Here is a 24144-nt window from a genome sequence, read left to right as displayed (position 1 = left end):
ATTGAACTTGCAGAGTCATCGCCGCAGCGCGGTTACATCGAGAAGCTTGTACCGCAACCGCAGGAGCTGGCCACGTTCGGATTGTCGATCACGAAACGCGCACCGATGAGCTCGTCCGAGAAATCGATGACCGCATTCTCCAGAAAGGGCAGCGACACCTGATCGACGACCACTTTCTGGCCCTGACCCTCAAGCACGATATCGTCCGTGTCGGGCGCGTCGAGCTTGATCTCGTATTGAAATCCCGAACAGCCGCCGCCTTCGACGGCCACGCGCAGGGCCTGACCCTGATCGCCCGCGCCGATCTCGGCCAGACGGGCAAAGGCGCGCTCGGTCACTTTCGGGGGCAGATGCATGGCAACCTCGGTCTGTCTTCGGGCCACGGCCCGATTGGATGAATGGCGTGGCCGGGTGGTGGGACAGGCCCGTTTCCTTCCGGCGATACTGCGAATATATGGGGTTGCGGGACAGGCGACAAGGACTCCAGCTCGTGACAACGGCCCCCTATGCATGCACGCCCGCCGCCTCGCGCGGTCGGCGCCACCCCGAAGAGGAAAGCGCGTTTCGCTCGTGTTTCCAAAGGGATCGCGACCGGATCATACACGCCTCGGCGTTTCGGCGACTGAAACACAAGACGCAGGTCTTCGTGGAGCATGAGGGCGATTTCTATCGCACCCGGCTCACTCATTCCATCGAGGTGGCGCAGGTGGCGCGCACTATCTCGAACGCGCTTGGGCTTGATGTCGACCTGACGGAGGCGGTGGCACTCGCCCATGACCTGGGCCACACGCCTTTTGGCCATACCGGCGAGGACGCGCTCGACGCGCTGATGGCACCCTATGGTGGGTTTGATCACAATGCGCAGACCTTGCGCATCGTGACGCGGCTCGAACGGCATTACGCGGAATTCGACGGGCTGAACCTGACCTGGGACACGCTTGAGGGGATCGCCAAGCATAACGGCCCGGTCACCGGCCCGCTGCCTTACGCGCTGGCCGAATATGACGCGGAGCATGACCTCGAACTGCACACCCATGCCAGTGCGGAAGCGCAGGTCGCGGCCCTGTCGGATGACGTGGCCTACAACAACCACGATCTGCATGACGGTCTGCGCGCGGGCTTGTTCACCGAGGACGAGATCGCGGAGCTACCCATCGTGCGCGACGCCTACGGCGAGGTCGATGCGGCCTATCCCGCACTCGATCCCTATCGACGGCGGCACGAGGCGTTGCGGCGCGTCTTCGGCATCATGGTCTCGGATCTGATCGACACGTCGCGCGCGCGGCTTGCCGCCTCGGGCGCCATAGGACCGCAGGACATCCGCGATCTGGGCCGCCCGGTCATCGCCTTCTCGGACGCGCTCTGGGCCGACCTGAAGGAAATCCGCGCATTCCTGTTCGCGCGCATGTACCGCGCGCCTGCCGTCATGGCGCAGCGCGAGAAGGTCACCCGCGCGGTCAATGCGCTGTTCCCGATCTACCTCGAACAGCCAGAGGAATTGCCGGGACGCTGGCAGAAAGATGTCGCGGCGGCACCGAACCGGACCGTTCTGGCGCGGCTCGTGGCGGATTACATCGCGGGCATGACGGACCGGTTTGCCTTGCAGGATCATGCACGGCTGACAGGCGTCGACGTCTTGAACGACATGACCTGAAGCGGCGTCATCCGAGGCTGCGTCTCATTCCGCTCGCCAAGGCCGCGGGACCTGCTACCTTCCCGCAAAAGAACAAGAGGGATGCATCATGGCGACACCCGCGGAGGCTGGCCTCAGCCCGGTGATGGCGTTTGCGCTGGTGGGCGCGCTTGGCGTCGGATCGCAATGGCTGGCATGGCGGCTCAGGATGCCCGCCATCGTGCTGATGCTGGTGGCGGGGCTCATCGTTGGGCCCGGATTGGGCATCGTCGATCCCGGGCGTGATTTCGGAGCCATCTTGCAGCCCATGGTGGCCATCGCCGTCGCGATCATCCTGTTCGAAGGCGGGCTGTCGCTGCATTTCTCGGCCCTGCGGGATGCGGCCATCGGCGTGCGGCGGCTCGTGTTTCTGGGGGCGCCCCTTGGCTGGGCGGCCTCGGCTGCGGCGCTGCATTACGTGGCGGGGCTGTCCTGGCAGACCTCAGCGGTGTTCGGCGGCATCATGATCGTGACAGGGCCCACGGTCATCGCGCCCCTGCTGCGGCAGGCGCGGCTGAGGCGGCGCCCGGCGGCGTTGCTGCAATGGGAGGCCATCGTCAATGATCCGGTCGGCGCGCTAGCGGCAGTTCTGGCCTTCGAGGTGGTGATCGTTCTGCAAACCGCCACGGGGGCGGCGCAGGCCGTGGGCGATCTGACACTCGGCATCTTCGTGGCGACGGTTCTTGGCCTCGCCGCAGGTTGGGGCACGGCGCGGGCGTTCCAGCGCGGTTACGTGCCGGAATACATGAAGGTGCCGGTGCTCTTCGTGCTGGTACTGCTGGTCTTCGGGGTTTCGGACTGGGTGCTGCACGAAGCGGGTCTTCTGGCGGTCACGCTCATGGGCCTCTGGATCGCGAATGTGGCGCTGCCCTCCTACGTGGAGATTCGCCGCTTTAAGGAGCAGGCGACGGTGATGCTCGTCTCGGGCGTGTTCATCCTGCTCGCCGCCAACATGGATCGCGAAACGCTGGCCTCGCTTGATCTGCGCGCGCTGGCCTTCGTTCTGGTTGTGGTGCTTCTGGCGCGGCCCGGTGCGGTGCTTTTGTCGCTGGCCTTCTCGGGCATGCCCTGGGCGGAGCGGCTTCTGGTGGCCTTCACCGGACCGCGCGGCGTCGTTCTGGTCGCCGTGGCGGGGCTTTTCGGGGAGCGGCTGGCCGCTATCGGGATCGAGGACGGCGCGCGCATGGCGCCCCTGGCCTTTGCGTTGGTCGCCGCCACGGTGGTGCTGCACGGCTTCACCCTGTCGCCCATGGCGCGGCTTCTGGGTCTGACGGCGGCCGACCGGCCGGGCGTCATGATCGTCGGCGGTTCGCGCTGGTCGCTGGCCCTGGCGCAAGCGCTGAAAAAGCTCGACCTGCCGGTCATCATCGTCGATCCGAACCATGCGCATCTGCGCGGGGCCCGCGAGGCCGGGATCGAGACCTATTTCGGCGATCTTCTGTCCGAGGATGCCGAGCACCGCCTCGATCTGATCCGCTACGAGCATGTCATCGCCGCGACGGATAACGACGCCTACAACACGCTAGTGACCACCGATCTCGGCCCTGAATTCGGCCGCGAGAAGGTGTTCCAGCTGCGCCGCGCCCGCGAGGATTCGTCGCGTCACGCGCTGCCCGCGACGCTGGGCGGCCGGCCCATCGGCGCAAACGAGACCTTCTACGAATCCGAGGCGCGCATCCGCGACGGCTGGGAATTCCGCAGCACCAAATTGTCCGCGGAATTCACCCTGGCCGATTGGCGCAAAAAGAACCCCGACGCGTTCATCGTTGCGGATTTCGGACCGGGCGGGGCCTTGCGCTTCCTCGGGCCGGACGAGGAGCCGCGCGATGCCAACGACGTGCAGATCCTGATGTTGGCGCCGAAGCGCGAGGAGCGGAAAGAGGCGCGGTAGCGGGCAAACAACGCCCGCGCCGCCGGTCCTTTTCGGGGCGGCACTTACGCGCTCCGCCCGGACCTCGGCGCGTTTGCCCTGCCGCGCGCGACAGCGCATAGGTCCACCCTTTCGGGGCCACAGCCGCCCCCGCATTGACGCGCGCGGTCCGCATGGTAGAGGACAGCGGAACTCCGGGAGCCCAGATATGAACCTCTTTTCCGATATCGGAACCCTTGTCACCGACGCAATCGGCGCGCTTGTCGCGGATGGCACGCTGCCCGATGGGCTGAACCTCGGCCCCGTGACCGTCGAGCCGCCGCGCGATCCCGCCCATGGCGATATGGCGACGAATGCCGCGATGGTGCTCGCAAAGCCCGCCAAGATGAAGCCGCGCGACATCGCCGAGGCGCTGGTGCCGCATCTCGCCGCTGATCCGCGCGTCTCGGAGGCCAGTGTTGCAGGGCCCGGCTTCATCAACCTGCGTCTTGCGGACGGTGTCTGGCAGGCGCTGCCCACGGCGATCCTCGCCACCGGGCCGGATTTCGGACGCTCGGCCATGGGGCAGGGGCAGAAGGTCAACGTGGAATACGTCTCGGCCAATCCGACGGGGCCGTTGCATGTGGGCCATACGCGGGGGGCCGTGTTCGGCGACGCGCTGGCCTCGCTCCTGGATTACGCGGGCTATGACGTCACCCGCGAATATTACATCAACGATGGCGGGGCGCAGGTCGATGTGCTCGCGCGGTCGGTCTACCTGCGCTACCTCGAGGCGCACGGGCAGGCTGTCGCTTTTGAGGATGGCACCTATCCCGGCGATTACCTGATCGATGTCGGCAAGGCGCTGAAGGAGAAGGTGGGCGATGCCTATCTCGACCAGCCCGAAGAGGTCTGGCTCGCGGAGGTGCGCGAATTTGCCACCGACGCGATGATGGCGCTGATCCGGGAGGACCTGGCCTCTCTCGGGGTCGAGATGGATCACTTCTTCTCGGAAAAGTCGCTCTATGGCACCGGCAAGATCGAGGCGGCGATCGAGGATCTGCGCGGTAAGGGCCTGATCTACAAGGGTGTGCTGGAGCCGCCCAAGGGCAAGACGCCCGAGGATTGGGAACCGCGCGAGCAGACGCTCTTCAAATCCACCGAATACGGCGATGACGTCGACCGGCCGATCATGAAATCGGACGGCGCCTGGACCTATTTCGCGCCCGATATCGCCTATCATTACGACAAGGTCAGCCGCGGTTTCGATGCGCTGATCGACGTCTTCGGTGCCGATCACGGCGGTTACGTCAAGCGCATGAAGGCCGCCGTGGCGGCTCTGAGCCAAGAGAAGACGCCGCTCGACATCAAGCTCACGCAGCTCGTGAAGCTCTTCAAGAACGGCGAGCCGTTCAAGATGTCGAAGCGGGCAGGGACCTTCGTGACCCTGCGCGACGTGGTGGACGAGGTGGGCCCCGACGTGACCCGCTTCGTCATGCTGACGCGGAAGAACGATGCGCCTTTGGATTTCGATTTCGACAAGGTGCTGGAGCAGTCGAAGGACAACCCGGTCTTTTACGTGCAATATGCCCATGCGCGGGTCTGTTCGGTGCTGCGCAAGGCCGGTGAGGCCGGGATCGCGGTGGACGATGCCACGCTCGCGGCCGCCGATCTGTCGGGGCTGACGCATCCCTCCGAACAGGCGGTCGCGAAGAAGCTCGCCGAATGGCCGCGCCTCGTCGAGATCGCCGCGCGCACCCATGAGCCGCACCGCGTGGCCTTCTACCTCTATGAACTGGCCTCGGAACTGCACGCGCTCTGGAACAAGGGCAATGACGTGCCGGAGCTGCGTTTCCTGCAGGAGGGCGATGCGGCCACAAGTCAGTCGAAAATCGCCCTCGCGCGGGCTGTCGCGGTTGTCATCGCGGGCGGTTTGGGTATCCTTGGCGTGAACCCGGTCGAGGAAATGCGCTGATCCAACAAGCGCCCCGCCGGTCAGGCAGAGCAGAATGACCGGCGGCCCCGTGCCGCCGAGGACGAGGCAGGCATGGCAGATATCTACCGTTCGGGCCCCGTATCGGGATCCGCTGGACAGAGTACTTTCGCAACACTGACGCATCTGGCGGGCGCCGCGATGTCGCTTGCGCTGATCGTGGGGATTGGCGTCTGGGGCACGAAGCTCATCATGCGCGACGTGTCGGGCATTCCCGTCGTGCGCGCGACCGAGGGGCCGATGCGCATCCAGCCCGACAATCCCGGCGGACGGCCCGCGGACCATCAGGGTCTTGCAGTGAATGACGTGGCAGGCACGGGCGTTGCAGCCCCGCCGCCGAGCGAGATCCGCCTTGCCCCGCCCACAGCCGCGCTCGTTTCGGAAGACGTGCCCCTGGGTCAGCTTGGCGTGCGCCCGGCACCGCGACAGGCCGCCGTACCCGAAAGCCCGACCCTTGGCGAGGGCGCGCCCGAAGCGCCCGCGACCGACATGCCGGACGGTGTCATGGCCGAAGCCGGGCAGGAGGCTGAAGCGGCCGTCGAAGAGGAATTCGCATCCGCCACCGTCGGAGTCGAAAGCGATCCCGTGCGGGCCGCGATCGATGCAACCGTGGAAATGGCGCTCGAGGCCGAAGGCGGGATCGCCCGTTCGCTTCGTCCGCAGACGCGGCCTTCGGGCTTGCGCACGGCGTCACTGGCTGCGCCCGCCCCGGTCATGCAAGCGGGGGCAAAGGAAATCGATCCTGCAAGCCTGCCTGCGGGCACCCGCCTTGTGCAGCTCGGCGCCTATGACAGCGTCGAGACCGCGCGCAGTGAATGGTCCCGCTTCGAGACCCGGTTTGAGGATTACCTCACCGGCAAGGACCGCGTGATCGAGCAGGCCGCATCGGGGGGCAAGACCTTCTACCGTCTGCGCGCGCATGGCTTTGCGGATCTGTCGGATGCGCGCCGCTTCTGCGCGGCGCTCGTCGCGGAAAACGCCGATTGCATCCCGGTGGTGACGCGGTGAGCCGCTTCGGCGCGGCGATCCTGGCCCCGCTGGGCCCGCGCCTGAGCGCCGAGGAGCGTAGCTTCTTCGCACGAGAAAATCCGTTTGGTTTCATCCTCTTCGCGCGCAATGTTGAGACACAGGATCAACTTCTGGCGCTGAGTGCAGAGCTACGCGACAGCGTCGGACGCGACGCGCCGATCTTCATCGATCAGGAAGGCGGACGTGTGCAGCGGCTGCGGGCACCCTTGGCGACGGATTGGGACGCGCCGCTGGATTTCGCCGCGCATTACGGCGATGCGGCGCGCGAGGCGATGTATCTGCGCTACCGCATCACGGCGGCGGAGCTGCGCGCCTGCGGCATCGACGGAAATTGCGCACCGATGCTCGACGTGGCCCGGCCCGAGACCCACAGGTTCCTGAAAAATCGGTGTTATGGCAGTGACTTGCCGCGCGTTCTTGATCTTGGGCGTTCGGTTGCCAAGGCGCATCTCGATGGCGGCGTTCTGCCGGTGATGAAGCATATGCCCGGCCATGGGCTCGCGCAGCTCGACAGTCATCTTGACCTGCCGCGGATCGAGGCCTCGGCGACGACCTTGATGGAGACCGATTTCGCCGCGTTCCGTCCGTTCTCGGACCTGCCGCTTGGCATGACCGCGCATCTGGTCTTTACCGAATTCGACGACAAGCCCGCGACAATCTCGCCCCGGATGATCCGGATGATCCGCGAGGAGATCGGCTTCGGGGGGCTGTTGATGACCGACGACATCTCCATGGAGGCGTTGTCGGGCAGCGTGGCCGAGCGGGGTGCGGCCTCCATCGCGGCGGGCTGCGACGTGGTTTTGCACTGCAATGGCCGTATGGACGAGATGGCCCCGCTCATGGACGCAATCGGCGAGATGGATGGCGAGGCGTATGTGCGCGCCGTGGCCGCCCTGACCGCGCGGCAGACGCCGCCCGAGGTTGACATCGCAGCCCTCAAGGCCAAGCTGGACGCGCTGTCACCAGAGCGCGCAGGATGACCGAAGAAAGCCAGTTCGAATTGCAGCCCCTGTCCGTCGCGGACCGCCTGCAGGCGGAGGCGCTGATCGTGGATGTGGACGGGTTCGAGGGGCCGCTTGACCTGCTCCTGACGCTGTCGCGCACACAGAAGGTCGACCTGCGGCGCATCTCGGTGCTGGATCTGGCCCGGCAATACCTGGCCTTCGTGGAGAAGGCCAAGGAGCTCAGGATCGAGCTTGCCGCCGATTATCTGGTCATGGCGGCCTGGCTCGCCTTTCTGAAATCGCGTCTGCTTCTGCCGCCCGATCCCACCGAAGAGGGGCCGTCGGGCGAAGAGCTGGCCGCGCATCTGGCGTTTCAGCTCGAACGGCTTCAGGCCATGCGCGACGTTGCTGCACGGCTTATGGCGCGGGACCAGAAAGGGCGCGATTTCTTCGCCCGCGGTCTGCCCGAGAAGATGGAGCGGGTGCGGCAGGTGAAATACACCGCCACCATCCTGGACCTGATGCAGGCCTATGCGCGCACGCGCACGCGCGACGAGTTTCGCCCCTTCGTGATGGATCGCGACCGCGTCTTCACGATGGAGATGGCGCTCGACCGGATGCGTGGCATGATCGGCTTTGCCGGGACCTGGACCGATATCTCCTCCTACCTGCCCGACGGTTGGGACGATGATCCGGTGCGGCGGCGTTCCGCGACGGCAGCAACCTTCGCGGCCTCGTTGGAGCTGGTGAAGGAAGGCCGCGCGGAGTTGCGCCAATCGGAGCTTTTCGCCCCCATCGAGCTGCGTCGCAGGGAGGGACGGGAGCAATGAGCGACCAACCGGACACCGCGGATGAGGCCGACGACGCGGTCGAGGACAGCCTGTTCGAAGCGCCGCCCATGGGTGAGCAGGAGCGCATGGTCGAGGCAATTCTCTTTGCCACAGCCGAGCCGCAGACCGTGAAGGACTTGAACGACCGGATGCCGTTTGGCTGCGACGCGGCCGAAGCGCTGGTCTATCTTCAAAAGCGCTACGAGGGGCGGGGCGTGCGCGTGGTGCGCGTGGGCGATGCCTGGGCGATCCGCACCGCGCCCGATCTCGGCTTTCTCATGCGCAAGGAGACGGTGGAGACGCGCAAGCTCAGCCGCGCCGCGATCGAGACGCTGGCGATCATCGCCTATCATCAGCCCGTCACCCGCGCCGAGATCGAGGAGATCCGGGGCGTGTCCGTCAGCCGGGGCACGGTCGATCTGCTGATCGAGATGGAATGGATCCGCTTCGGGCGGCGCAAGATGACACCGGGCCGCCCGGTGACCTTCGTGGTGACGCAGGACTTCCTGGATCATTTCGGGTTGGAGAATGCGCGCGATCTGCCGGGCCTCAAGGAACTGCGCGCGGCGGGCCTTCTGGAGAGCCGTCCGCCGCTTGGCTCCCTTCCCGGGGCGGGCGAGGGCGATGTCGATGCCGAGGAAGCCACCGACGAAGGCCAAAGCGAGCTTTTCGAAGATTGATTGGGCGGTCCTTCGGCACATGGCCGGGGTTTGCGCCTAATCTCGGGTTGCGAATGGGATTGGCCATGAAATCGGCGCAATTCTCACCTAGATACCGATGCAACGACGCGTGGAAGCGACGAGGAGAGGCACGATGAACGCGAACCAGATCATCAACATGATCATGCGCACGGTGATGCGTCAGGTCATCAACAAGGGCGTCAATGCCGGCATGGACAAGGCCTTTGGCAAGGGTAAGGCCCGTGAGGACATGTCGCCCGAGGAACGCCAGCGGGCGGATTCGGCCAAGAAGAACATGGGCAACGCACAAAAAGCGATGCGGCACGCACGTCGCGCCGGGCGGTTCTGAACCCGCGTCTGTTCAGATACTGAAACGAAAGAAACGCGCCCGACCGACTGGCCGGAGCGCGTTTTTGTTTGTCACGTTACCGCGGGGTAGGAGCGATTACTCGGTCTTAACCGCGTCTTCCGGGACGACCTCTTCATCCACGAGGATGAGCAACGGGTTCTCCCAATCGACGTCGATCGCGGGGGGCGTCACGTCGCCCGTGTCGATCGCCGCTTGCGAAACCCAGCCGCTGAATTTCGGGCCGCTCACTGCGCACCAGGGATCGGCCTCAAGACAGCCAGAGACTTCTACCACGGCGTCCGTCGCCACGCGTGCGACGATGTCATTGTCGATGCCGGGGCCCTCATAAACCGGCCATGGCTCGGCGCTTTCCGTGACGCTTGCCGGAATAGCGGGTGCCACTTCGAGCGGGGTGTCGGCAAAGGCGGCGGATGCCATGGCGCCAACCATTGCGGGGACGGCGAGAATGCAGGTCAGGGTACGTGTCTTGCAGGTCATTCGAGACCCTCCGTTCTATGCTGTGCCCGGTTCGGGCGTCTGGCGATAGAACAGGCCAATGAGGCCCCGCGTTCCCACACCGGGGCCAATGGCGGATTATCGCTGAAATCATCGTGTCCGCGCAGGCAGGTTCCCGCCAAAGGGTAGGCGGGCACAATTTGTGGCGCGAATTTCGGGGGTTAGCCCGGATCCAAAGGATCAGGTCCGGAAATGTTTGGACAGCTTCAGGCCCTGGCCCTGGTAGTTCGACGCGATCTCGCGGCCGTAGAGTTGCTCCGGTACCTCGTCCATCCTCTCATAGACCAGGCGGCCCACGATCTGGCCATGCTCCAGCACGAAGGGCGCTTCGTGGCAGCGGACCTCGAGCACGCCGCGTGAGCCGGTCCCGCCCGCCTGCGCATGGCCGAAGCCCGGATCGAAGAAACCCGCATAATGCACGCGGAACTCGCCTACCATGGCCAGATAGGGCGCCATCTCGGCAGCATAGGCGGGGGGAATATGCACCGCTTCGCGACTGACGAGGATGTAGAAGGCGTCGGGATCGAGGATGATCCGGCCGTCGCGAGTGCGGATCTCTTCCCAGAATTCGCGCGCGTCGTAATGGCCGATCTTGTCCAGATCGATCACGCCGGTATGCGGCTTGGCCCGATAGCCGACGAGGTCCGTCTCCTCGCCGGGATCGAGATCGACCGAAAAACCCAAGCCGTCGCGAATGAGCGCAGGCCCGCCACCGACCAGCGTCTCGGCTTCGTGCAACGCGGTCAGCGCGGCGTCGTCGAGCACCGATTGGCCATTGCGGAAGCGGATCTGATTGAGGCGCATGCCCGTGCGCACGAGAACAGAGAAGGAGCGCGGGCAGATCTCGGCATAAAGCGGGCCGGTATAGCCATCGGCGATCCTGTCGAACTCCGTGCCTTCGTCCGTGATCGTGCGGGTCAGAAGATCGAGCCGCCCGGTCGAGCTTTTGGCATTGGCGATGGCGGAGATGCCCGCGGGCAGGGCGACATGTTCGAGAAGAGGGATCAGATAGACGCAGCCCTTCTCGAGGACGGCCCCGCCGCTCAGATCGACGCGATGCATCTCGAACTCGGCCAAACGGTCCTCGACCCGGCGTCCCTTGCCCGCAAGGAAGGAGGCGCGGACGCGGATCGCCTGATGCCCGAGCCTAAGATCGAGGCTCGCGGGTTGGATCTGTCCGTCGACCAGCGGCACATCTGGGCGGATCACGCCCGTCTCGATCAGCGTCTCGATCTGCTGGCTTGCCAATACGCCTGTCATCTGGCCGCATCTCCCATCCGGCTGCCTTTGGACGTGTCTAGCAAGAGCCGCGCGCCAAAGGAAACGCATCCCGCGCCGACACATTGCGAAAAAGCCGTTGTTGTGGGGTTTTGGGCGGCATTGATCGCGACTGCGATACTGCGCGCAAAGGGCGATAGCCACGAGTGGCGGCATCGCGGAAAGCGATATTTGGGTAGGTAGCTGGTCGGGCTAGCAGGACTCGAACCTGCGACCTTCCGTCCCCCAGACGGACGCGCTACCAGGCTGCGCCATAGCCCGACTAGGGCGTGTCATACCGGTTTTCGCCGCCGTCGCAACCCCCTTGCGCATGGAATTTTCCGGCATTTGGCGCGCGGGCGGGTGGCTTACGCCCCGGCGTCGAGATGCGCGCCGAGAGCGGCCACGTGCGGCGCCATCCGCTCGGCCATTTCGGGCGTGAGACGCGGGATGCGAGCCAGGTGACGGAGTGGGCCGGGGACGGGCTCATGGGCTGCCGCGTCGGGCAGGGCGGCGTCGGGTTGAGGCGCACTGTCTTCGGTGCGGTCTGCGTCATCGGCGGTGACGGCGTCCGTAGCCTCGGTCGCGTCATTGTCACTGTCCGTGGCTTCTTGGCCAGTATTTTCCGGACCAGTCTCTTCGTCGCGCGTATCATCCTCGTCCGCGATATCAGGCGCAGAGGTATCGGCCTTCTCGCTGGCGGCGGCGATTTCTGCGGGCGTCTCTTCTTCAGCGACGGTTTCGGCTGCGTCTTCGGGCTGTGGCGCCTCGGCCTGCTCGGATTCCCGATCGCTGAAGGGTTTGGCGAGGAATTCCGGCGTCGTGCCGAACAGGCTGGGTTGTTCGGGCGCCTCGTTGGTATCTTCGGCGGCGGGGGCCGCCTCGGACTTGGCCGGGGGGGCGGCGTCCTCGGCCGATCCGGCCTCCTCCGCCTGATCCATCTCGTCGTGCGCCGCCTCGCTGCCGATCGTCTCGGCGACGAGCGCGTCGATATCGCTTTCGGATGTGGCGGCTGCGGCGTCCTGCATCGCCTCGTTCGCGTCGGCGTCGCGCGCGGATTCCGCCGGATCATCGGGCGCTGCGGGCGCTATGTCATCCATGTCGGAAGCTGCGATCGCGTCTTCGGGCAAGGGGGCTTCCACGATGTCCTGCGCGTCGCCCGACGTCTCAGCGTTTTCCGAGGCGGGCAGGGGCGTGTCCTCGTCCGGAGACGTCTTGGGGGCCGAGGCTTTGGCACGGCCGGGCGTCTCCGCCAAAGCGCCGCCGGTAAAGGGGATCACGGTCGAGGTCGGGGGCTCCGCTTCGATGAAGGGCGCATCCTCGATCGCGTCGTCCGCTTCCGGCGCCGCATCCACGTCCATATCCGCCTCGGGGCTGTCCTCGATCCGGGCGGGGACGTCGTCATCCTCCACCGCCTTGCTGCGGCTGGCCTCGATCGGGGCGCTTTCGGTGTCGTCGTCAATCGGCTGCGCCATCGCGGAGACCGCCTTGACCCCTTGTTCCGACAGGACTTTCTGAACACCCTTGATGGTCAGGCCATCGTCGTGCAGCAGCTTCTTGATGCCGCCCAGAAGCGTCATGTCGGCGGGACGATAATAGCGCCTGCCGCCCGCCCGCTTGACCGGTTTGACCTGCGGAAACTTGCTTTCCCAGAAACGCAGCACATGCGCGGGCGTATCAAGCCATTCCGCCACCTCGCTGATCGTGCGGAAGGCGTCGCGAGATTTGCTCATATCGGTCTCAGCTCTTGTTGCCTGCAGCCACGCGGTCTTTCATCAAGTGCGAAGGGCGGAAGGTCAACACGCGGCGGGGCTGGATCGGAACCTCTTCGCCGGTCTTGGGGTTGCGGCCGACGCGGGCGGCCTTGTCGCGGACGGAGAAGGTCCCGAAGGAGGAGATCTTCACCTGTTCGCCGGAGACCAGCGCGTCCGACATGTGCTGAAGGATCGCTTCGACCAGATCCGCACTTTCGTTGCGCGACAGACCGACTTCGCGGAATACCGCCTCGCTCAGATCCATGCGCGTCAGTGTCTTCTCGCCCATCAGCTATCCCCTTGGTTTTGGGGAGTTTAGGCGCGGGGGATTTTCCGAGTCAATATCAATGGCTTGGCGGCAGGCGGGGATGCGCCGGAAAAAGTGCTACCAGCGCAGGACGACAGCGCCCCAGGCGAGACCACCGCCAATGGCTTCGGTGACCAGCAGATCGCCCTGCTTGATCTTGCCTTCCGCCTTGCCGACGGACAGGGCGAGCGGGATCGACGCCGCGGACGTATTGCCATGGTCCTGAACGGTGACGATGACGTTGTCCATGGACAGGCCCAGCTTCTTCGCGGTGCCCGAAATGATGCGGATATTGGCCTGGTGCGGGACGACCCAATCCACATCCGCGCCGGTGAGCCCGACCTTGCCGAGCGCATCCGTCGCTGTCGCGGCGAGCTTCTCGACCGCGTGGCGGAAGACTTCTTTGCCCTCCATGCGCAGATGGCCAGTGCTTTGGGTGGAGACACCGCCATCGACATAAAGGATATCGCGGTGGCGTCCGTCCGAATGCAGATCGGTCGAGAGGATGCCGCGGTCGGCGACCGAGCCGCTGCCGGTTTTCGCCTCGAGGATGATCGCGCCCGCACCGTCACCGAAAAGCACGCAGGTCGAGCGGTCTTCCCAATCCATGATCCGGCTGAAGGTCTCTGCCCCGATGACCATGACCCGTTCGGCCTGGCCCGAGACGATCAGCGCGTTGGCGTTGCTCATCGCGTAGATGAAGCCCGCGCAGACGGCCTGCACGTCGAAGGCAAAGCCACGGGTCATGCCGAGTTGCGCCTGCACCATCGTGGCAGCCGACGGGAAGGTCAGATCCGCGGTGGAGGTGGCGACGATCAGCGCATCGATATCGTCGGGCACCAGCCCCGCATCGGCCAAAGCGGCACGGGCGGCATGGGTGGCGAGGTCCGACGTGGTCTCGCCCTCGGCTGCAAAGTGACGCCGTTCGATGCCGGACCGGCTTCGGATCCACTCATCGGATGTGTCGAGGCGGGATTCGAATTCGGCATTCTCGACCACGCGGGTCGGAAGGTAGTGGCCGCATCCAGCGACCACGGCACGCACGGTCATGTCGTCTCCTCTCCGTCTTCGGCGGATTTGGCGATATCCTGAGCGCGCTCCGCGGCAGAGGCAACCCGGGCCTTCAGCCGGTCCGTAAAGCCCTGCTCCGCGAGGCGGTAGGCGAGGCGCGTGGCCGCAGCCACACCCGTGGCATCGGCGGCGCCGTGGGATTTCACGACCGTTCCGTTCAGACCGAGGAAGACCCCGCCATTGACGCGGCGCGGGTCGATCCGCTTCGACAGCCGCTTGAGCGAGGGATAGGCCAGAAGGGACGCGATGCGCGAGATGAAGGAATAGGCGAAGGCTTCGCGCAGAAGATCGCGAATGAGGCTCGCCGTGCCTTCGCCGGTTTTCAGCGCGACATTGCCGGTAAAGCCGTCGGTGACGATCACATCGGCCACGTTACCGGGAATATCGCCGCCCTCGACGAAGCCCACGAAATCAAACTCGGCATCTTCTGCGGTGGCGTGGATCAGCGCATGCGCCTCGTGCAGCTCGGTCCGGCCTTTGTGTTCCTCGGTGCCGACATTGAGCAGGCCGACGCGCGGGCGGGCGAGCGACAGGCCGTTGCGGGCATAGGACACGCCCATCAGCGCGTATTGCAGAAGATCGCGGGCATCGGCCCGGATATCGGCACCCACATCGAGCATGACGTTGAAGCCCTGCTCGGACCGGGACGGCCAGAGAATCGCGATGGCCGGGCGGCTGACCCCCGGCAATTTGCGCAGACGCACCATCGAGATCGCCATGAGCGCGCCGGTATTGCCGCAAGACACCGCGATGGAAGCCTCCCCGTCGCGGACCGCTTCCAGCGTGGACCACATCGAGGTGCCCTTGCCGTTGCGCATGACGTGGCTGGGCTTGTCGTCCATGGAGACGATATCGTCGGCGTTGCGCAGATCGACCCGCCCCTGAAGGGCAGGCGTCTTGGCCACGAGCTTTTCGAGTTCGGCCACGCGACCGTGCAGCAGGAACCGCACATCCGGGGTCTTTTGCGCAAACATGGCAAGACCGGCGACAACGGCCGCCGGTCCATGATCGCCGCCCATGGCGTCGATCGAAAGCACCACATCGGCGCGACCCGTCTCCTGGTGATCCTGCGAAGAGGTCATGAAGATGGGCCTCGCGGGGATGCGTTACTTAGGCTGCGTCTTCGTCCAGGTCGATCTCGTCCGCGACCGCGACGACCTCACGGTCGGCATAATGGCCGCAGGACGGGCAGACGTGATGCGGACGCTTCAGCTCGCCGCAATTGGTGCATTCGTTGGGGTTTGCAGCCTCAAGCGAATCGTGTGCGCGACGGTTGTTGCGGCGCGACTTGGATACTTTGTTCTGTTGGACGGCCATGTCTCAACCTCAATCTCGTGTTATCGGCGCGATCGGTGACCGAACGCCGCTGTCGGGAATCTGGCGGGGGGATAGTCCCTATCGCGCACCGCTGGCAACCCTGAATTCCGGTGAAGGCGCATACATAGTGACGGTGTGTCGAAACGCAAGCGATTTCTGAGGGATCAACCGTCCTCGTCTTCCCCCTTTTCGAGCTGCTGTTTCAGCCCGGCGAGACCGGCGAAGGGCTTCGTCTCCTCTTCGCGGATCGGAGCGGCGCCGGGCGGACGCGCCTCGGCCTCCATCTTGGGTGCATCGGGCGCGCGGGGGTAGTCCGGCGCGGCGAGCGCGAGCGCCTCGATCATCACCGGGGTCGGGTCGATCATCTCGCCCAGGGCTTCGGTGGTGTCGTCCTCGGGCATCTCCACCTCGGAGCCGGGCTCGGGCTCATCGAGGAGATCGGGCGGCAGGAAGGTGCGCTGCACATCGGTGTCGATCCGCGTGGTCACGGGCGCGAGCGTGGCGATGCAGGGCTGGATGACGGTGGCCCCGAGCCGCCCCTCAAGCCGCCAGCCGCGTTTGCCCAAGGGCTTGATCGCGCCTTCGAAAAGCACCTTGCGCAAACCGGACAGATCGAGCGCCTCCGCGATCCGGGCCCGCTGGGCCTCGTCCGGGGTAACGCGAAACCGGGTCGGTGCGGTCTGCGACAGGTCGGCCAAACGGAACGGGCCGGGATTTGCGGATCTGGCGGGATCGGGCGCTTCGGGCATGGGATCGGCACCTTTCGGGTCAATCGGGATTTCCAGTGACACGCCCGTGGCTTGATCGCCGGGACGTCCTTCTGTAAGCGGGATAAAAGGCGATCGAGGCCGAAGGCAAGAGGGACGGAATGACGGGCAGTCACTATTCGGCACGCGCTGTGCGCCTGGCTTTGGTTTTGGTTCTGGGTAGCAGCCTTGCGGCCTGCACCGCGGATATCCGCAATCACGGCTACGTGCCGCCCGAGGAAGATCTGCAATCCATCATCGCGGGAATCGATACGCGGGCCACGGTCGAGGAGACGGTGGGCGTGCCCACGGCCTCCGGCGTCCTGTCCGACGGCTCCTATTACTGGATCGGCAGCACCATTCGCCACTTCGCCTGGCAGAAGCCTACCGTGGTGGAGCGGGAGGTCGTGGCGATCTCCTTCACCGAAGACGATGTTGTGCAGAATATCGAACGCTACGGTCTCGAAGACGGCCGCGTCGTACCGCTGTCGCGCCGGGTGACCGATAGCGCGGGCAGCGATATCAGCTTCATTCGCAAGCTCTTCGGCAATATCGGCTCGCTCAACCCCGCCGGTCTTCTGGACCAGTAAGTGGACCTTCACGCCGCCCCGCCTGTAGAGACGCGCGCGGGGCGACATGTGGCCCAAGCCACCGACGTCGACCCGTTCCGCATCGAAACACCCGGCTTGCGGGTGCGTATGGCGTCAAGCGCCGAGGATCACGCGGCAATTCTTGCACTGCGGGCGCAGGCCTTTCGGGGCCGCGACCCCGAGATGTCCGAGCAGGACGCCTTCGATCCCATCTGCGCGCATGTCCTTGTCGAGGCGCGTGCAGACACGGCTGAGGGCCCGGCGGGGCAGGTGCTGGCGGCATTCCGCCTTCTGCACCTGCGGAGCGCCGCCGCGCTTGGGACAAGCTATGCCGCGCAATTCTATGACCTCTCGCGACTGACGCGCTTTCGGGGCGGAATGGCGGAGATCGGGCGCTTTTGCGTCGCGGAGAAATGTCGCGATGCGGATGTGCCGCGTCTGGCCTGGGCCGGGCTGACGCGCTTCGTGGATGCCGAGGACGTGCAACTTCTTTTCGGCTGCGCGTCCTTTCCGGGCACCGATCCCACGCCGCATGCGGCGGCACTGGACTGGCTCGCACTTCACCACCAGGCGCCGGAACGCTGGCGGATCGGACCGCGCGCGGCGGAAACGCATCGCTATGCCGATGCGATGCATCGCCAAGAGGCACCGGGCAGGGGGGACGGACAGGCGGGTCTGCGCGCCCTGCCGCCGCTTCTGCGCTCCTACCTGGCCCTGGGCGGTTGGGTCAGCGATCACGCGGTGATCGACCGGGATCTTGGCACGCTGCACGTCTTCACCGGCGTGGAGATCGCGCGCATTCCGCCCGGACGGGCGCGCGCCTTGCGGCGGTTGGCAGGCTGAGCGCTCCTCGCGCCCTTGCGGGCGCTCCTCGCCGCTGCCATATGGCGCGCCATGGCCCAAGCACCCCTTTTGCAACTCTCCGACATTTCGCTGACCTTCGGCGGTGAGCCTGTCTTCGCCGATCTGAGCCTCGTGGTGCAGCCGCGGGACAGGGTGGCGCTGGTGGGGCGCAACGGGTCGGGCAAATCCACCCTGATGAAGGTCATGGCGGGGCTCGTGGAGGCCGATACCGGCACGCGGGTTGTCCCGCCGGGCCAGTCCGTCGGCTACATGGAGCAGGACCCCTATCTCTCGGGCTTTGCCACGCTCGGCGATTTCGCGACGTCCGAGTTGGGGCCTGCCGATCTCTACCGCGTCGAGGCCGCCTCGGAGGGGCTGAAATTCGACCCCGCCCGCGCGGTCGAGACCGCCTCGGGCGGCGAGAAGCGACGCGCGGCCTTGGCCAAGCTCATGGCCGAGGATCCCGACCTCCTGCTTCTGGACGAGCCGACCAACCACCTCGATATCGAGGCGATCGGATGGCTCGAGGCGGAACTCAAGGCCACGCGCAAGGCCTTTGTGCTGATCAGCCACGACCGGCGTTTCCTGACGGAACTGACGCGCGCCACGCTCTGGATCGACCGGGGCGCCGTGCGCCGCCGCGAGACCGGGTTCGACGGGTTCGAGGAATGGCGCGACAAGATCTGGGAAGAAGAGGACATCGCGCGGCACAAGATGGATCGCAAGATCAAGGCCGAGGCGAAATGGGCGGTCGAGGGGATCTCGGCCCGGCGCACGCGCAACCAGGGCCGGGTGCGGGCCTTGAAGGCGCTGCGCGAGGAACGCGCGGGCATGATCCGCAGGCAGGGCACGGCGGCGATGGACCTCGCCTCGGGGCCAAGCTCGGGCAAGAAGGTCATCGAAGCCGAAGGGCTGGCCAAGGGCTTCGGCGACAAGACCATCCTGCGCGATTTCTCCATCAAGATCGAACGCGGGGACCGGGTCGCCTTCGTGGGGCCGAACGGTGTGGGCAAGACCACGCTGATCCGCATGCTGATGGGCGAGGAAGCCCCCGATCAGGGCCGCGTGAAGCTTGGGACGAACCTTGTGCCCGCAATCTTCGATCAGAGCCGCGCGAAGCTCGACGGAGATATGTCGCTTTGGGAGAACCTCACGGGCGATCCGGACATGCGGGTTTCGGGCAAGGCCGACCAGATCCTGGTGCGTGGCCAGCCCAAACATGTGGTGGGCTATCTCAAGGAGTTCCTGTTCGACGAACGGCGGGTTCGCGCACCCGTCCGCTCGCTCTCGGGCGGAGAGAAGGCGCGACTGCTGCTGGCCAAGATCATGGCGCGGGAATCGAACCTTCTGGTGCTGGACGAGCCGACCAACGATCTCGATGTGGAAACGCTCGACCTGCTTCAGGACCTTCTGGGCGAATACCAGGGCACGGTCCTGCTGGTCAGCCACGACCGCGACTTCCTCGACCGGGTGGCGACGACCACCGTGGCGATGGAGGGGGATGGCCGTGCGACCGTCTATGCCGGCGGCTGGTCGGATTACCAAAGCCAGCGGCAGGCCACGCGCGACGCGGCCAAGCCCGCAGCGGCTCCGCAGGCCAAGACTGACACGCCCAAGGCAAAGCCCAAATCCAAGGCGTCCGGCTTGAGCTTCTCGGAAAAGCACCGTCTGGAGGAATTGCCGCAGGTCATCGCGCGGCTCGAGGCGGAGATCGGAAAGCTGAACGGGCTGCTGACCGACCCCGAGCTGTTCACCCGCGAGCCGGTGAAGTTCCAGAAGGCGACGGAGGCGTTGGCCGAACGGCAGGAGAAGCTGTCGGCGGCAGAGGAAGAATGGCTGATGCTGGAGGAGAAGGCGGAGGCTGCGGGGTAGGGGCTGTGGCTTTGAACTAGACCGCCGTAATTCCCTTGCTGCGCCAGATCGTCGAACTGACGCCTTTCCAGCTCAGCTCTTCGTCCCAAGCCCGACGAGGCGCGGCGTCACCATCAGCGTGCCCACCGTCATCAGGATGCGCGCGACGTGAAAGAGGCTCACGAGGGCCGGGCTCACGGACAGCGAAAGTGCTATGAGCGACATCTCGGTCACGCCGCCCGGCGCGAAGCTCAGCAGCAATTGCACCACGTCGAGGCCGGTTACCTGCGCGAGCACAAGCGACAGGATCGCCCCGAGAGCCAGCATGAAGGCGACCGACACGAAGGCCAGCCCAAGACCGCGACGAATATGCGCCGCCGTGATGCCCAGAAAGCGCAGGCCCAGCGAGGTGCCGATCACGACCTGCGCCACCGCCAGAACCCAGAATGGCAGGTGCAAGTCGATCGCCCCAACGAGGGTCAGCGCGGCCGTGATGACCAGCGGGCCAACGAGGTGACCTGCGGGCACATGCACCGCGCGCGCGAGAAACAAGCCCAAAGCCGCGGCGCCCGCCCCGAGGACGTAATCCGACCAGACGGGGGGAATATCCCCGCCGGGCGCGATGCCTGCCGCCGAACCCAGGGGCTCCCCCGCCCAGATCGAAAGCGCGGCCGGCACCAGCGTCACCACGAAGATGATGCGCAGGAATTGCTGCAGCGTCAGGATGCGGATATCGGCCCCGGCGCCTTCGCCCAGAAGGATCGATTCCATCAGCCCGCCGGGCGTGCCCGCATAGAAGGCGGTGGCGCGATCGTACCCGCCCAGTCGCTCGAAGATCACGACATTGCCCGCATGGGCCACGAGAATGAAGAGCAACAGGGCTGCGAGGGCCAGCGGCAGGGTCGCGAGGCTGTCCAGAAGCTCGGGCGAGGCCTGGCTGCCGATCATCACGCCGACAAGCGCGATAAACGGGTTCCGGAAGCGATTGGGAAAGACGTAATCCCGCAGGAGGCTGCCCTGCAGTGTCGCCACGCTAATGGCGGAGGCTGCGAGCGCGCCGATCATCCACGGCATCGGCACCATGATCTGCGCGGCGATCCAGCCGCCTGCCGCCGCCACGAGCAGCATGAGGGCCGTGAGATACAGGATGCGGGCAGGGGGCAGTCGATGCATGGGACGGACTTACGGCGCGCGCCGCGGATGCGCAATCGCGGCGGGGCTTGGCGCGCTGCAAAGCCGGGTTAACTAGCCTCGCATGCGGGACGCCCTTTTCATCGGATCGAATATCTATCGCGGGTCGAGCTATGGCCGCCTGCACCCCCTGTCGATCCCGCGGGTGCCCACGGTGATGGACCTGTCGCGCGCGCTGGGATGGCTGCCCGCGTCGCGCTACCGCACAAGTCCGCGCGCCAAGCCCGCAGCCCTTCTGGGCTTTCATACGCCCGATTACATCCGCGCGCTCGTGGCCGCCGAAGAGGCGCAGGCTGTGGATGCGGAAACCCGCAGGCGGCATGGGCTGGGCACATTGTCGAACCCCGTTTTCGCCGAGATGTATCGCCGTCCGGCAACCGCGGCAGGGGGTGGAATGCTCGCCGCCGAATTGGTAGCCGAGGGCGGTGTGGTCTATAATCCGGGCGGCGGCACCCATCACGGCCACCCCGATTATGCCAACGGCTTTTGCTACATCAACGAGCCGGTTCTGACGATCCAGCGCCTTCTGGCACAGGGTCTGGGCCGCGTGGTCTATATCGATATCGACGCGCATCATTGCGACGGCGTGGAGCCTGCCTTCCACGGCTCGGACCAGGTGCGGATGATCTCCTGCCATGAAGAGGGCCGCTGGCCGTTCACCGGCCAGCTCGAGGATGACGCGGGCGGTGCCGCCTTCAATCTGCCGATGCCGCGCGGGTCGGATGACAGCGCCTACAGGCTGTTTCTCGACGAGGTGATCCTGCCCGCCACGGCGGCCTTCCGACCCGACGCGATCTATCTGCAATGCGGCGCAGATGCGGTGACGGAGGACCCGCTGTCGCGGCTGGCCCTGTCCAACAACGCCCATATCGAAACGGTGGAGGCGTTGCGTCCGCTGGCGCCTCGGCTGATCGTGTCAGGCGGCGGGGGGTATAATCCGTGGAGCGTCGCCCGCCTCTGGACCTGTATCTGGGCCACGTTGTCGGGGCACGACATCCCGGACCGCCTACCGGACGAGGCCCAGTCGATCCTGCGCGGGCTATCCTGGGCGCGCAAGGCCGTGCCCACCGAGGATCTTCTGACGCGCTTGCGGGATCCTCGCCGCGAAGGTCCGATCCCCGACGAGATCCGCGATCGCGTGGCACATCTGGCCGCGCGGATCTGAGCGTCTAGGGGGCGGTCTCTTGGCGTGATGCGTCGCTCGACCCGGTTTCTTTTTGGGGGAGCGCTCCCTTTGGGATACGCGCCGTTCGGATAGGCGTTTCAGGCCCGGATTCGACGCCGGGTGCACATCTTAAGCTTTGTTAACGCCTTATTAATATTTGCTTAATTTTTAGTCTGATCCAAATGTGACTATGCGTTGCACTTAAAGTTCTGTGCATCTCTTTCATAAGTGACAGATCGCGTTGAGACCAAGTCTTTCGCGATTATCGTCGGGAGAATCTGCATCGAGTTCGATCGGATCAGAGCTCCGATCCGCGCCGGTGTTTGCAAGACGCTTTGCTTGCCCTTGTGGCCACACTTGCTCCTCACGCCATCGCGGGAAGCATCTGCCAATCGGGCAGGCAGGATGCATTCTGCCCGGCCTTGAACGCTCTATCCCGCGTAAAACTCCGTTGACTCAACGCGTTGCCCGTGCAGTACTGCTTTTCGGAGTGGGGGACCGGGTCATTTTTGCCCGCTACTATCGTTGTGAAGAAACCTGCCTTTGACGTCGCTATTTCAGCGGAACGTTTTTGTTATCGGCGGGTGTGTTTTGAGTATGTCCATTTGAAGGATATTACGGTTGATTTTTACGGATCCGATATTTCTGTTTGTATTTCTACCTATCGTATTGATCTCATTCTATACGATATCGGGTTTCTTCGGGAAGAACGCGGCGCTTCTCGTCCTCTTCATATCATCGATCATCTTCTATATCCCGCATAGCATAAGCTCTGCTGTTCTTCTGATTATATCGCTGATCGTCAACTTCATTGTCGGGGTCGCGATCATCTCCATCAAGGAGGAGAGCAAGAGGCGGCGAAACATATATCTGTTTGGCCAAGGCTATAACATCGTCACCTTGTGCTATTTCAAATACAAGATCGTCATGCTTCTCTTTGGTCCGAGCGCCGGGCTGATGGTCGATATCGCAGGCGTTGCGATCCCCGCAGGCATTTCCTTCTACACGTTCCACCAAGCGGCTTTCCTCGCGGATGCCTATGCCCGGGAGGAGAACGTCACGCAATTCCTGGGCAGGATGAGTTCTAAGAAATCGGTTCTGGCTGCCTTCTTCCGGTACGGCGCTTTCGTGAGCTTCTTCCCGCAGCTGGTGATCGGCCCGATTACCTACCTGAGCGAATTCAACCCGCAAATCCAGTCCAAGCGGTTTCTGCGCCTGAATCCCATCGACCTTGCGGTCGGGCTGAGCTTCATTGCCATCGGGATGTTCAAAAAGGTCGTTGTTGCTGACAACCTTGCACCGACAGTGGAAGTTGTTTTCAGCGCGGCCCACGCCGGAGGTGAAATTCATCCGCTGCAAGCCTGGATCGGGGCGTTGGCCTATATGGCGCAGCTCTATTTCGACTTCTCTGGCTATTCCGATATGGCGCTTGGCCTCGCGCGCATGTTCGGATTGCGGTATCCGATCAACTTCTTTTCGCCGTTCAAGGCCAATGGGATCATCGATTACTATCGCCGTTGGCACATGACACTCACGCGTGTCATCGCGCGCTTCCTTTATACACCGCTTTCCGTGGCCGGCACGCGCTACAGTATGTTCAATCGGCTTTCTCCGATACCTGCGCATCTGCTCAGTCTTTGGTTGCCGATGCTGATCAATTTCCAGATCATTGGTTTGTGGCACGGCGCCCTTTGGACATTCTGCGTCTTCGGGTTGATGCACGGGTTCTGGTACGCGCTCGAGACAGAGGTGCGGGCGTCGAAATGGTATAAGTCCGTGAAGAAAACGGCGCCGCCATTGCTTCTGGGATTTGCGGAAAGGGCCGTATTCTTCCTGCCGCTTCTGCTCAGCCTTGCGATGTTCCGCTCTGAAAGCGTGCACGGGGGCTTCCACCTCTTTTCGCAGATGTTCGGCACTTCCGTGGATGCGCGCTCGCTCTTCGATATGCGCGAACCCGTCATGATGTTGGCCGGTGCCTTTTTCATCATTTATTGCTGCCCGAATAGCGTCGAGCTGATGCGGCGCTATCGTCCCGCGATCATGACCTATGACAACAAAAGTTACGGGCCCGCCTTCCTCGTGCGCCTCTGGCGTCCGGGCTGGGTGCAGGCGAGCTATCTTTCCGTGCTCGTGATTGCCTCCCTTTATTACGTTTCTCGTCAGCCCCCGTTCCTTTATCAGGGATTTTGA

At 64.6% G+C, this 24144-nt stretch carries 23 protein-coding genes and 1 tRNA gene; 13 read left to right on the top strand and 11 right to left on the bottom strand.

Annotated features, from left to right (window positions below; genetic code table 11):
- Positions 1–32: 32 nt before the first annotated feature.
- Positions 33–356, bottom strand: a complete 324-nt coding sequence (locus FIV09_RS09820; protein WP_152452503.1) for an iron-sulfur cluster assembly accessory protein — start codon at positions 354–356, stop codon at positions 33–35.
- A 134-nt stretch (positions 357–490) separates the two neighbouring features.
- Between FIV09_RS09820 and FIV09_RS09815 the strand changes: the two genes are divergently transcribed.
- The 8 genes from FIV09_RS09815 to FIV09_RS09780 all read left to right on the top strand — a co-directional run bounded on the left by FIV09_RS09815 (position 491) and on the right by FIV09_RS09780 (position 9346).
- Positions 491–1654: a deoxyguanosinetriphosphate triphosphohydrolase gene (locus FIV09_RS09815; protein WP_254702192.1), complete on the top strand. Its 1164-nt coding sequence runs from the start codon at positions 491–493 to the stop codon at positions 1652–1654.
- A gap of 88 nt (positions 1655–1742) precedes the next feature.
- Entirely contained in the window at positions 1743–3563 is a 1821-nt protein-coding gene (locus tag FIV09_RS09810; protein ID WP_152449771.1) for a sodium:proton antiporter, read from the top strand.
- Positions 3564–3750: 187 nt separating this feature from the next.
- On the top strand, positions 3751–5496 hold the full coding sequence (argS, locus tag FIV09_RS09805) for an arginine--tRNA ligase (RefSeq protein ID WP_152449770.1): 1746 nt from the start codon (positions 3751–3753) through the stop codon (positions 5494–5496).
- Between the two features lie 72 nt (positions 5497–5568).
- Positions 5569–6522, top strand: coding sequence for an SPOR domain-containing protein (locus FIV09_RS09800; RefSeq protein WP_152449769.1), 954 nt, complete (start codon positions 5569–5571; stop codon positions 6520–6522).
- Positions 6519–7523: a glycoside hydrolase family 3 N-terminal domain-containing protein gene (locus FIV09_RS09795; protein ID WP_152449768.1), complete on the top strand. Its 1005-nt coding sequence runs from the start codon at positions 6519–6521 to the stop codon at positions 7521–7523. Before FIV09_RS09800 ends, FIV09_RS09795 begins: the two co-directional genes overlap by 4 nt.
- Entirely contained in the window at positions 7520–8317 is a 798-nt protein-coding gene (locus FIV09_RS09790; RefSeq protein WP_152449767.1) for a ScpA family protein, read from the top strand. Before FIV09_RS09795 ends, FIV09_RS09790 begins: the two co-directional genes overlap by 4 nt.
- Complete coding sequence (gene scpB, locus FIV09_RS09785; RefSeq protein WP_152449766.1) at positions 8314–8997, top strand: SMC-Scp complex subunit ScpB; 684 nt, start codon at positions 8314–8316, stop codon at positions 8995–8997. The genes FIV09_RS09790 and scpB overlap by 4 nt, the downstream gene beginning before the upstream one ends.
- Before the next feature lie 133 nt (positions 8998–9130).
- On the top strand, positions 9131–9346 hold the full coding sequence (locus tag FIV09_RS09780) for a hypothetical protein (RefSeq protein WP_152449765.1): 216 nt from the start codon (positions 9131–9133) through the stop codon (positions 9344–9346).
- A gap of 96 nt (positions 9347–9442) precedes the next feature.
- Here the strand turns inward: FIV09_RS09780 and FIV09_RS09775 are convergent, their stop codons facing one another.
- From FIV09_RS09775 to FIV09_RS09735, 9 genes are all read right to left on the bottom strand, one after another.
- Positions 9443–9844 carry an SH3 domain-containing protein gene (locus FIV09_RS09775; protein ID WP_152449764.1) on the bottom strand — a complete coding sequence of 134 codons (402 nt, stop codon included), beginning with the start codon at positions 9842–9844 and terminating at the stop codon, positions 9443–9445.
- A gap of 198 nt (positions 9845–10042) precedes the next feature.
- On the bottom strand, positions 10043–11122 hold the full coding sequence (locus FIV09_RS09770) for a 2'-deoxycytidine 5'-triphosphate deaminase (protein ID WP_152449763.1): 1080 nt from the start codon (positions 11120–11122) through the stop codon (positions 10043–10045).
- 202 nt (positions 11123–11324) lie between these two features.
- Positions 11325–11401 (bottom strand) — tRNA-Pro (locus FIV09_RS09765).
- An 86-nt stretch (positions 11402–11487) separates the two neighbouring features.
- A complete protein-coding gene (locus FIV09_RS20550; RefSeq protein WP_216646421.1) occupies positions 11488–12852 on the bottom strand; it encodes a MerR family transcriptional regulator in 1365 nt (454 codons plus the stop codon).
- Between the two features lie 7 nt (positions 12853–12859).
- Positions 12860–13162, bottom strand: a complete 303-nt coding sequence (gene ihfA / locus FIV09_RS09755; protein WP_152449762.1) for an integration host factor subunit alpha — start codon at positions 13160–13162, stop codon at positions 12860–12862.
- A gap of 96 nt (positions 13163–13258) precedes the next feature.
- Complete coding sequence (locus tag FIV09_RS09750) at positions 13259–14230, bottom strand: beta-ketoacyl-ACP synthase III (protein WP_152449761.1); 972 nt, start codon at positions 14228–14230, stop codon at positions 13259–13261.
- A complete protein-coding gene (plsX, locus tag FIV09_RS09745; protein ID WP_152449760.1) occupies positions 14227–15333 on the bottom strand; it encodes a phosphate acyltransferase PlsX in 1107 nt (368 codons plus the stop codon). Before plsX ends, FIV09_RS09750 begins: the two co-directional genes overlap by 4 nt.
- A 28-nt stretch (positions 15334–15361) precedes the next feature.
- Positions 15362–15568, bottom strand: coding sequence for a 50S ribosomal protein L32 (rpmF, locus tag FIV09_RS09740; RefSeq protein ID WP_152449759.1), 207 nt, complete (start codon positions 15566–15568; stop codon positions 15362–15364).
- Between the two features lie 164 nt (positions 15569–15732).
- The gene (locus tag FIV09_RS09735) at positions 15733–16317 is read right to left on the bottom strand and encodes a DUF177 domain-containing protein (protein ID WP_152452501.1); all 585 of its coding nucleotides are present in this window, start codon (positions 16315–16317) and stop codon (positions 15733–15735) included.
- Positions 16318–16436: 119 nt separating this feature from the next.
- Here FIV09_RS09735 and FIV09_RS09730 point away from each other — a divergent pair, with 119 nt between their 5' ends.
- The 3 genes from FIV09_RS09730 to FIV09_RS09720 are packed head-to-tail and all read left to right on the top strand — an operon-like array spanning position 16437 to position 19619.
- Entirely contained in the window at positions 16437–16904 is a 468-nt protein-coding gene (locus tag FIV09_RS09730; RefSeq protein WP_152449758.1) for an outer membrane protein assembly factor BamE, read from the top strand.
- Between the two features lie 48 nt (positions 16905–16952).
- Positions 16953–17747 carry a GNAT family N-acetyltransferase gene (locus tag FIV09_RS09725; protein WP_254702191.1) on the top strand — a complete coding sequence of 265 codons (795 nt, stop codon included), beginning with the start codon at positions 16953–16955 and terminating at the stop codon, positions 17745–17747.
- Positions 17748–17798: 51 nt separating this feature from the next.
- Positions 17799–19619: an ABC-F family ATP-binding cassette domain-containing protein gene (locus tag FIV09_RS09720; protein ID WP_152449757.1), complete on the top strand. Its 1821-nt coding sequence runs from the start codon at positions 17799–17801 to the stop codon at positions 19617–19619.
- A 72-nt stretch (positions 19620–19691) separates the two neighbouring features.
- Here FIV09_RS09720 and FIV09_RS09715 read toward each other — a convergent pair whose 3' ends face one another.
- Positions 19692–20771, bottom strand: coding sequence for an AbrB family transcriptional regulator (locus FIV09_RS09715; protein WP_152449756.1), 1080 nt, complete (start codon positions 20769–20771; stop codon positions 19692–19694).
- Positions 20772–20853: 82 nt separating this feature from the next.
- On the opposite strand from FIV09_RS09715, the gene FIV09_RS09710 reads away from it, so the two are divergent.
- Both FIV09_RS09710 and FIV09_RS09705 read left to right on the top strand, forming a co-directional pair.
- Positions 20854–21954, top strand: coding sequence for an acetoin utilization protein AcuC (locus FIV09_RS09710; protein ID WP_152449755.1), 1101 nt, complete (start codon positions 20854–20856; stop codon positions 21952–21954).
- Positions 21955–22575: 621 nt separating this feature from the next.
- Positions 22576–24144 carry an MBOAT family protein gene (locus FIV09_RS09705; protein ID WP_152449754.1) on the top strand — a complete coding sequence of 523 codons (1569 nt, stop codon included), beginning with the start codon at positions 22576–22578 and terminating at the stop codon, positions 24142–24144.

The sequence above is a fragment of the Roseivivax sp. THAF197b genome (assembly GCF_009363255.1).
In the GTDB taxonomy this organism is placed as follows: Bacteria; Pseudomonadota; Alphaproteobacteria; order Rhodobacterales; family Rhodobacteraceae; genus Roseivivax.
Note: the sequence above shows the minus strand (reverse complement) of the source record. Positions and strands in the feature narration are given on the sequence as shown.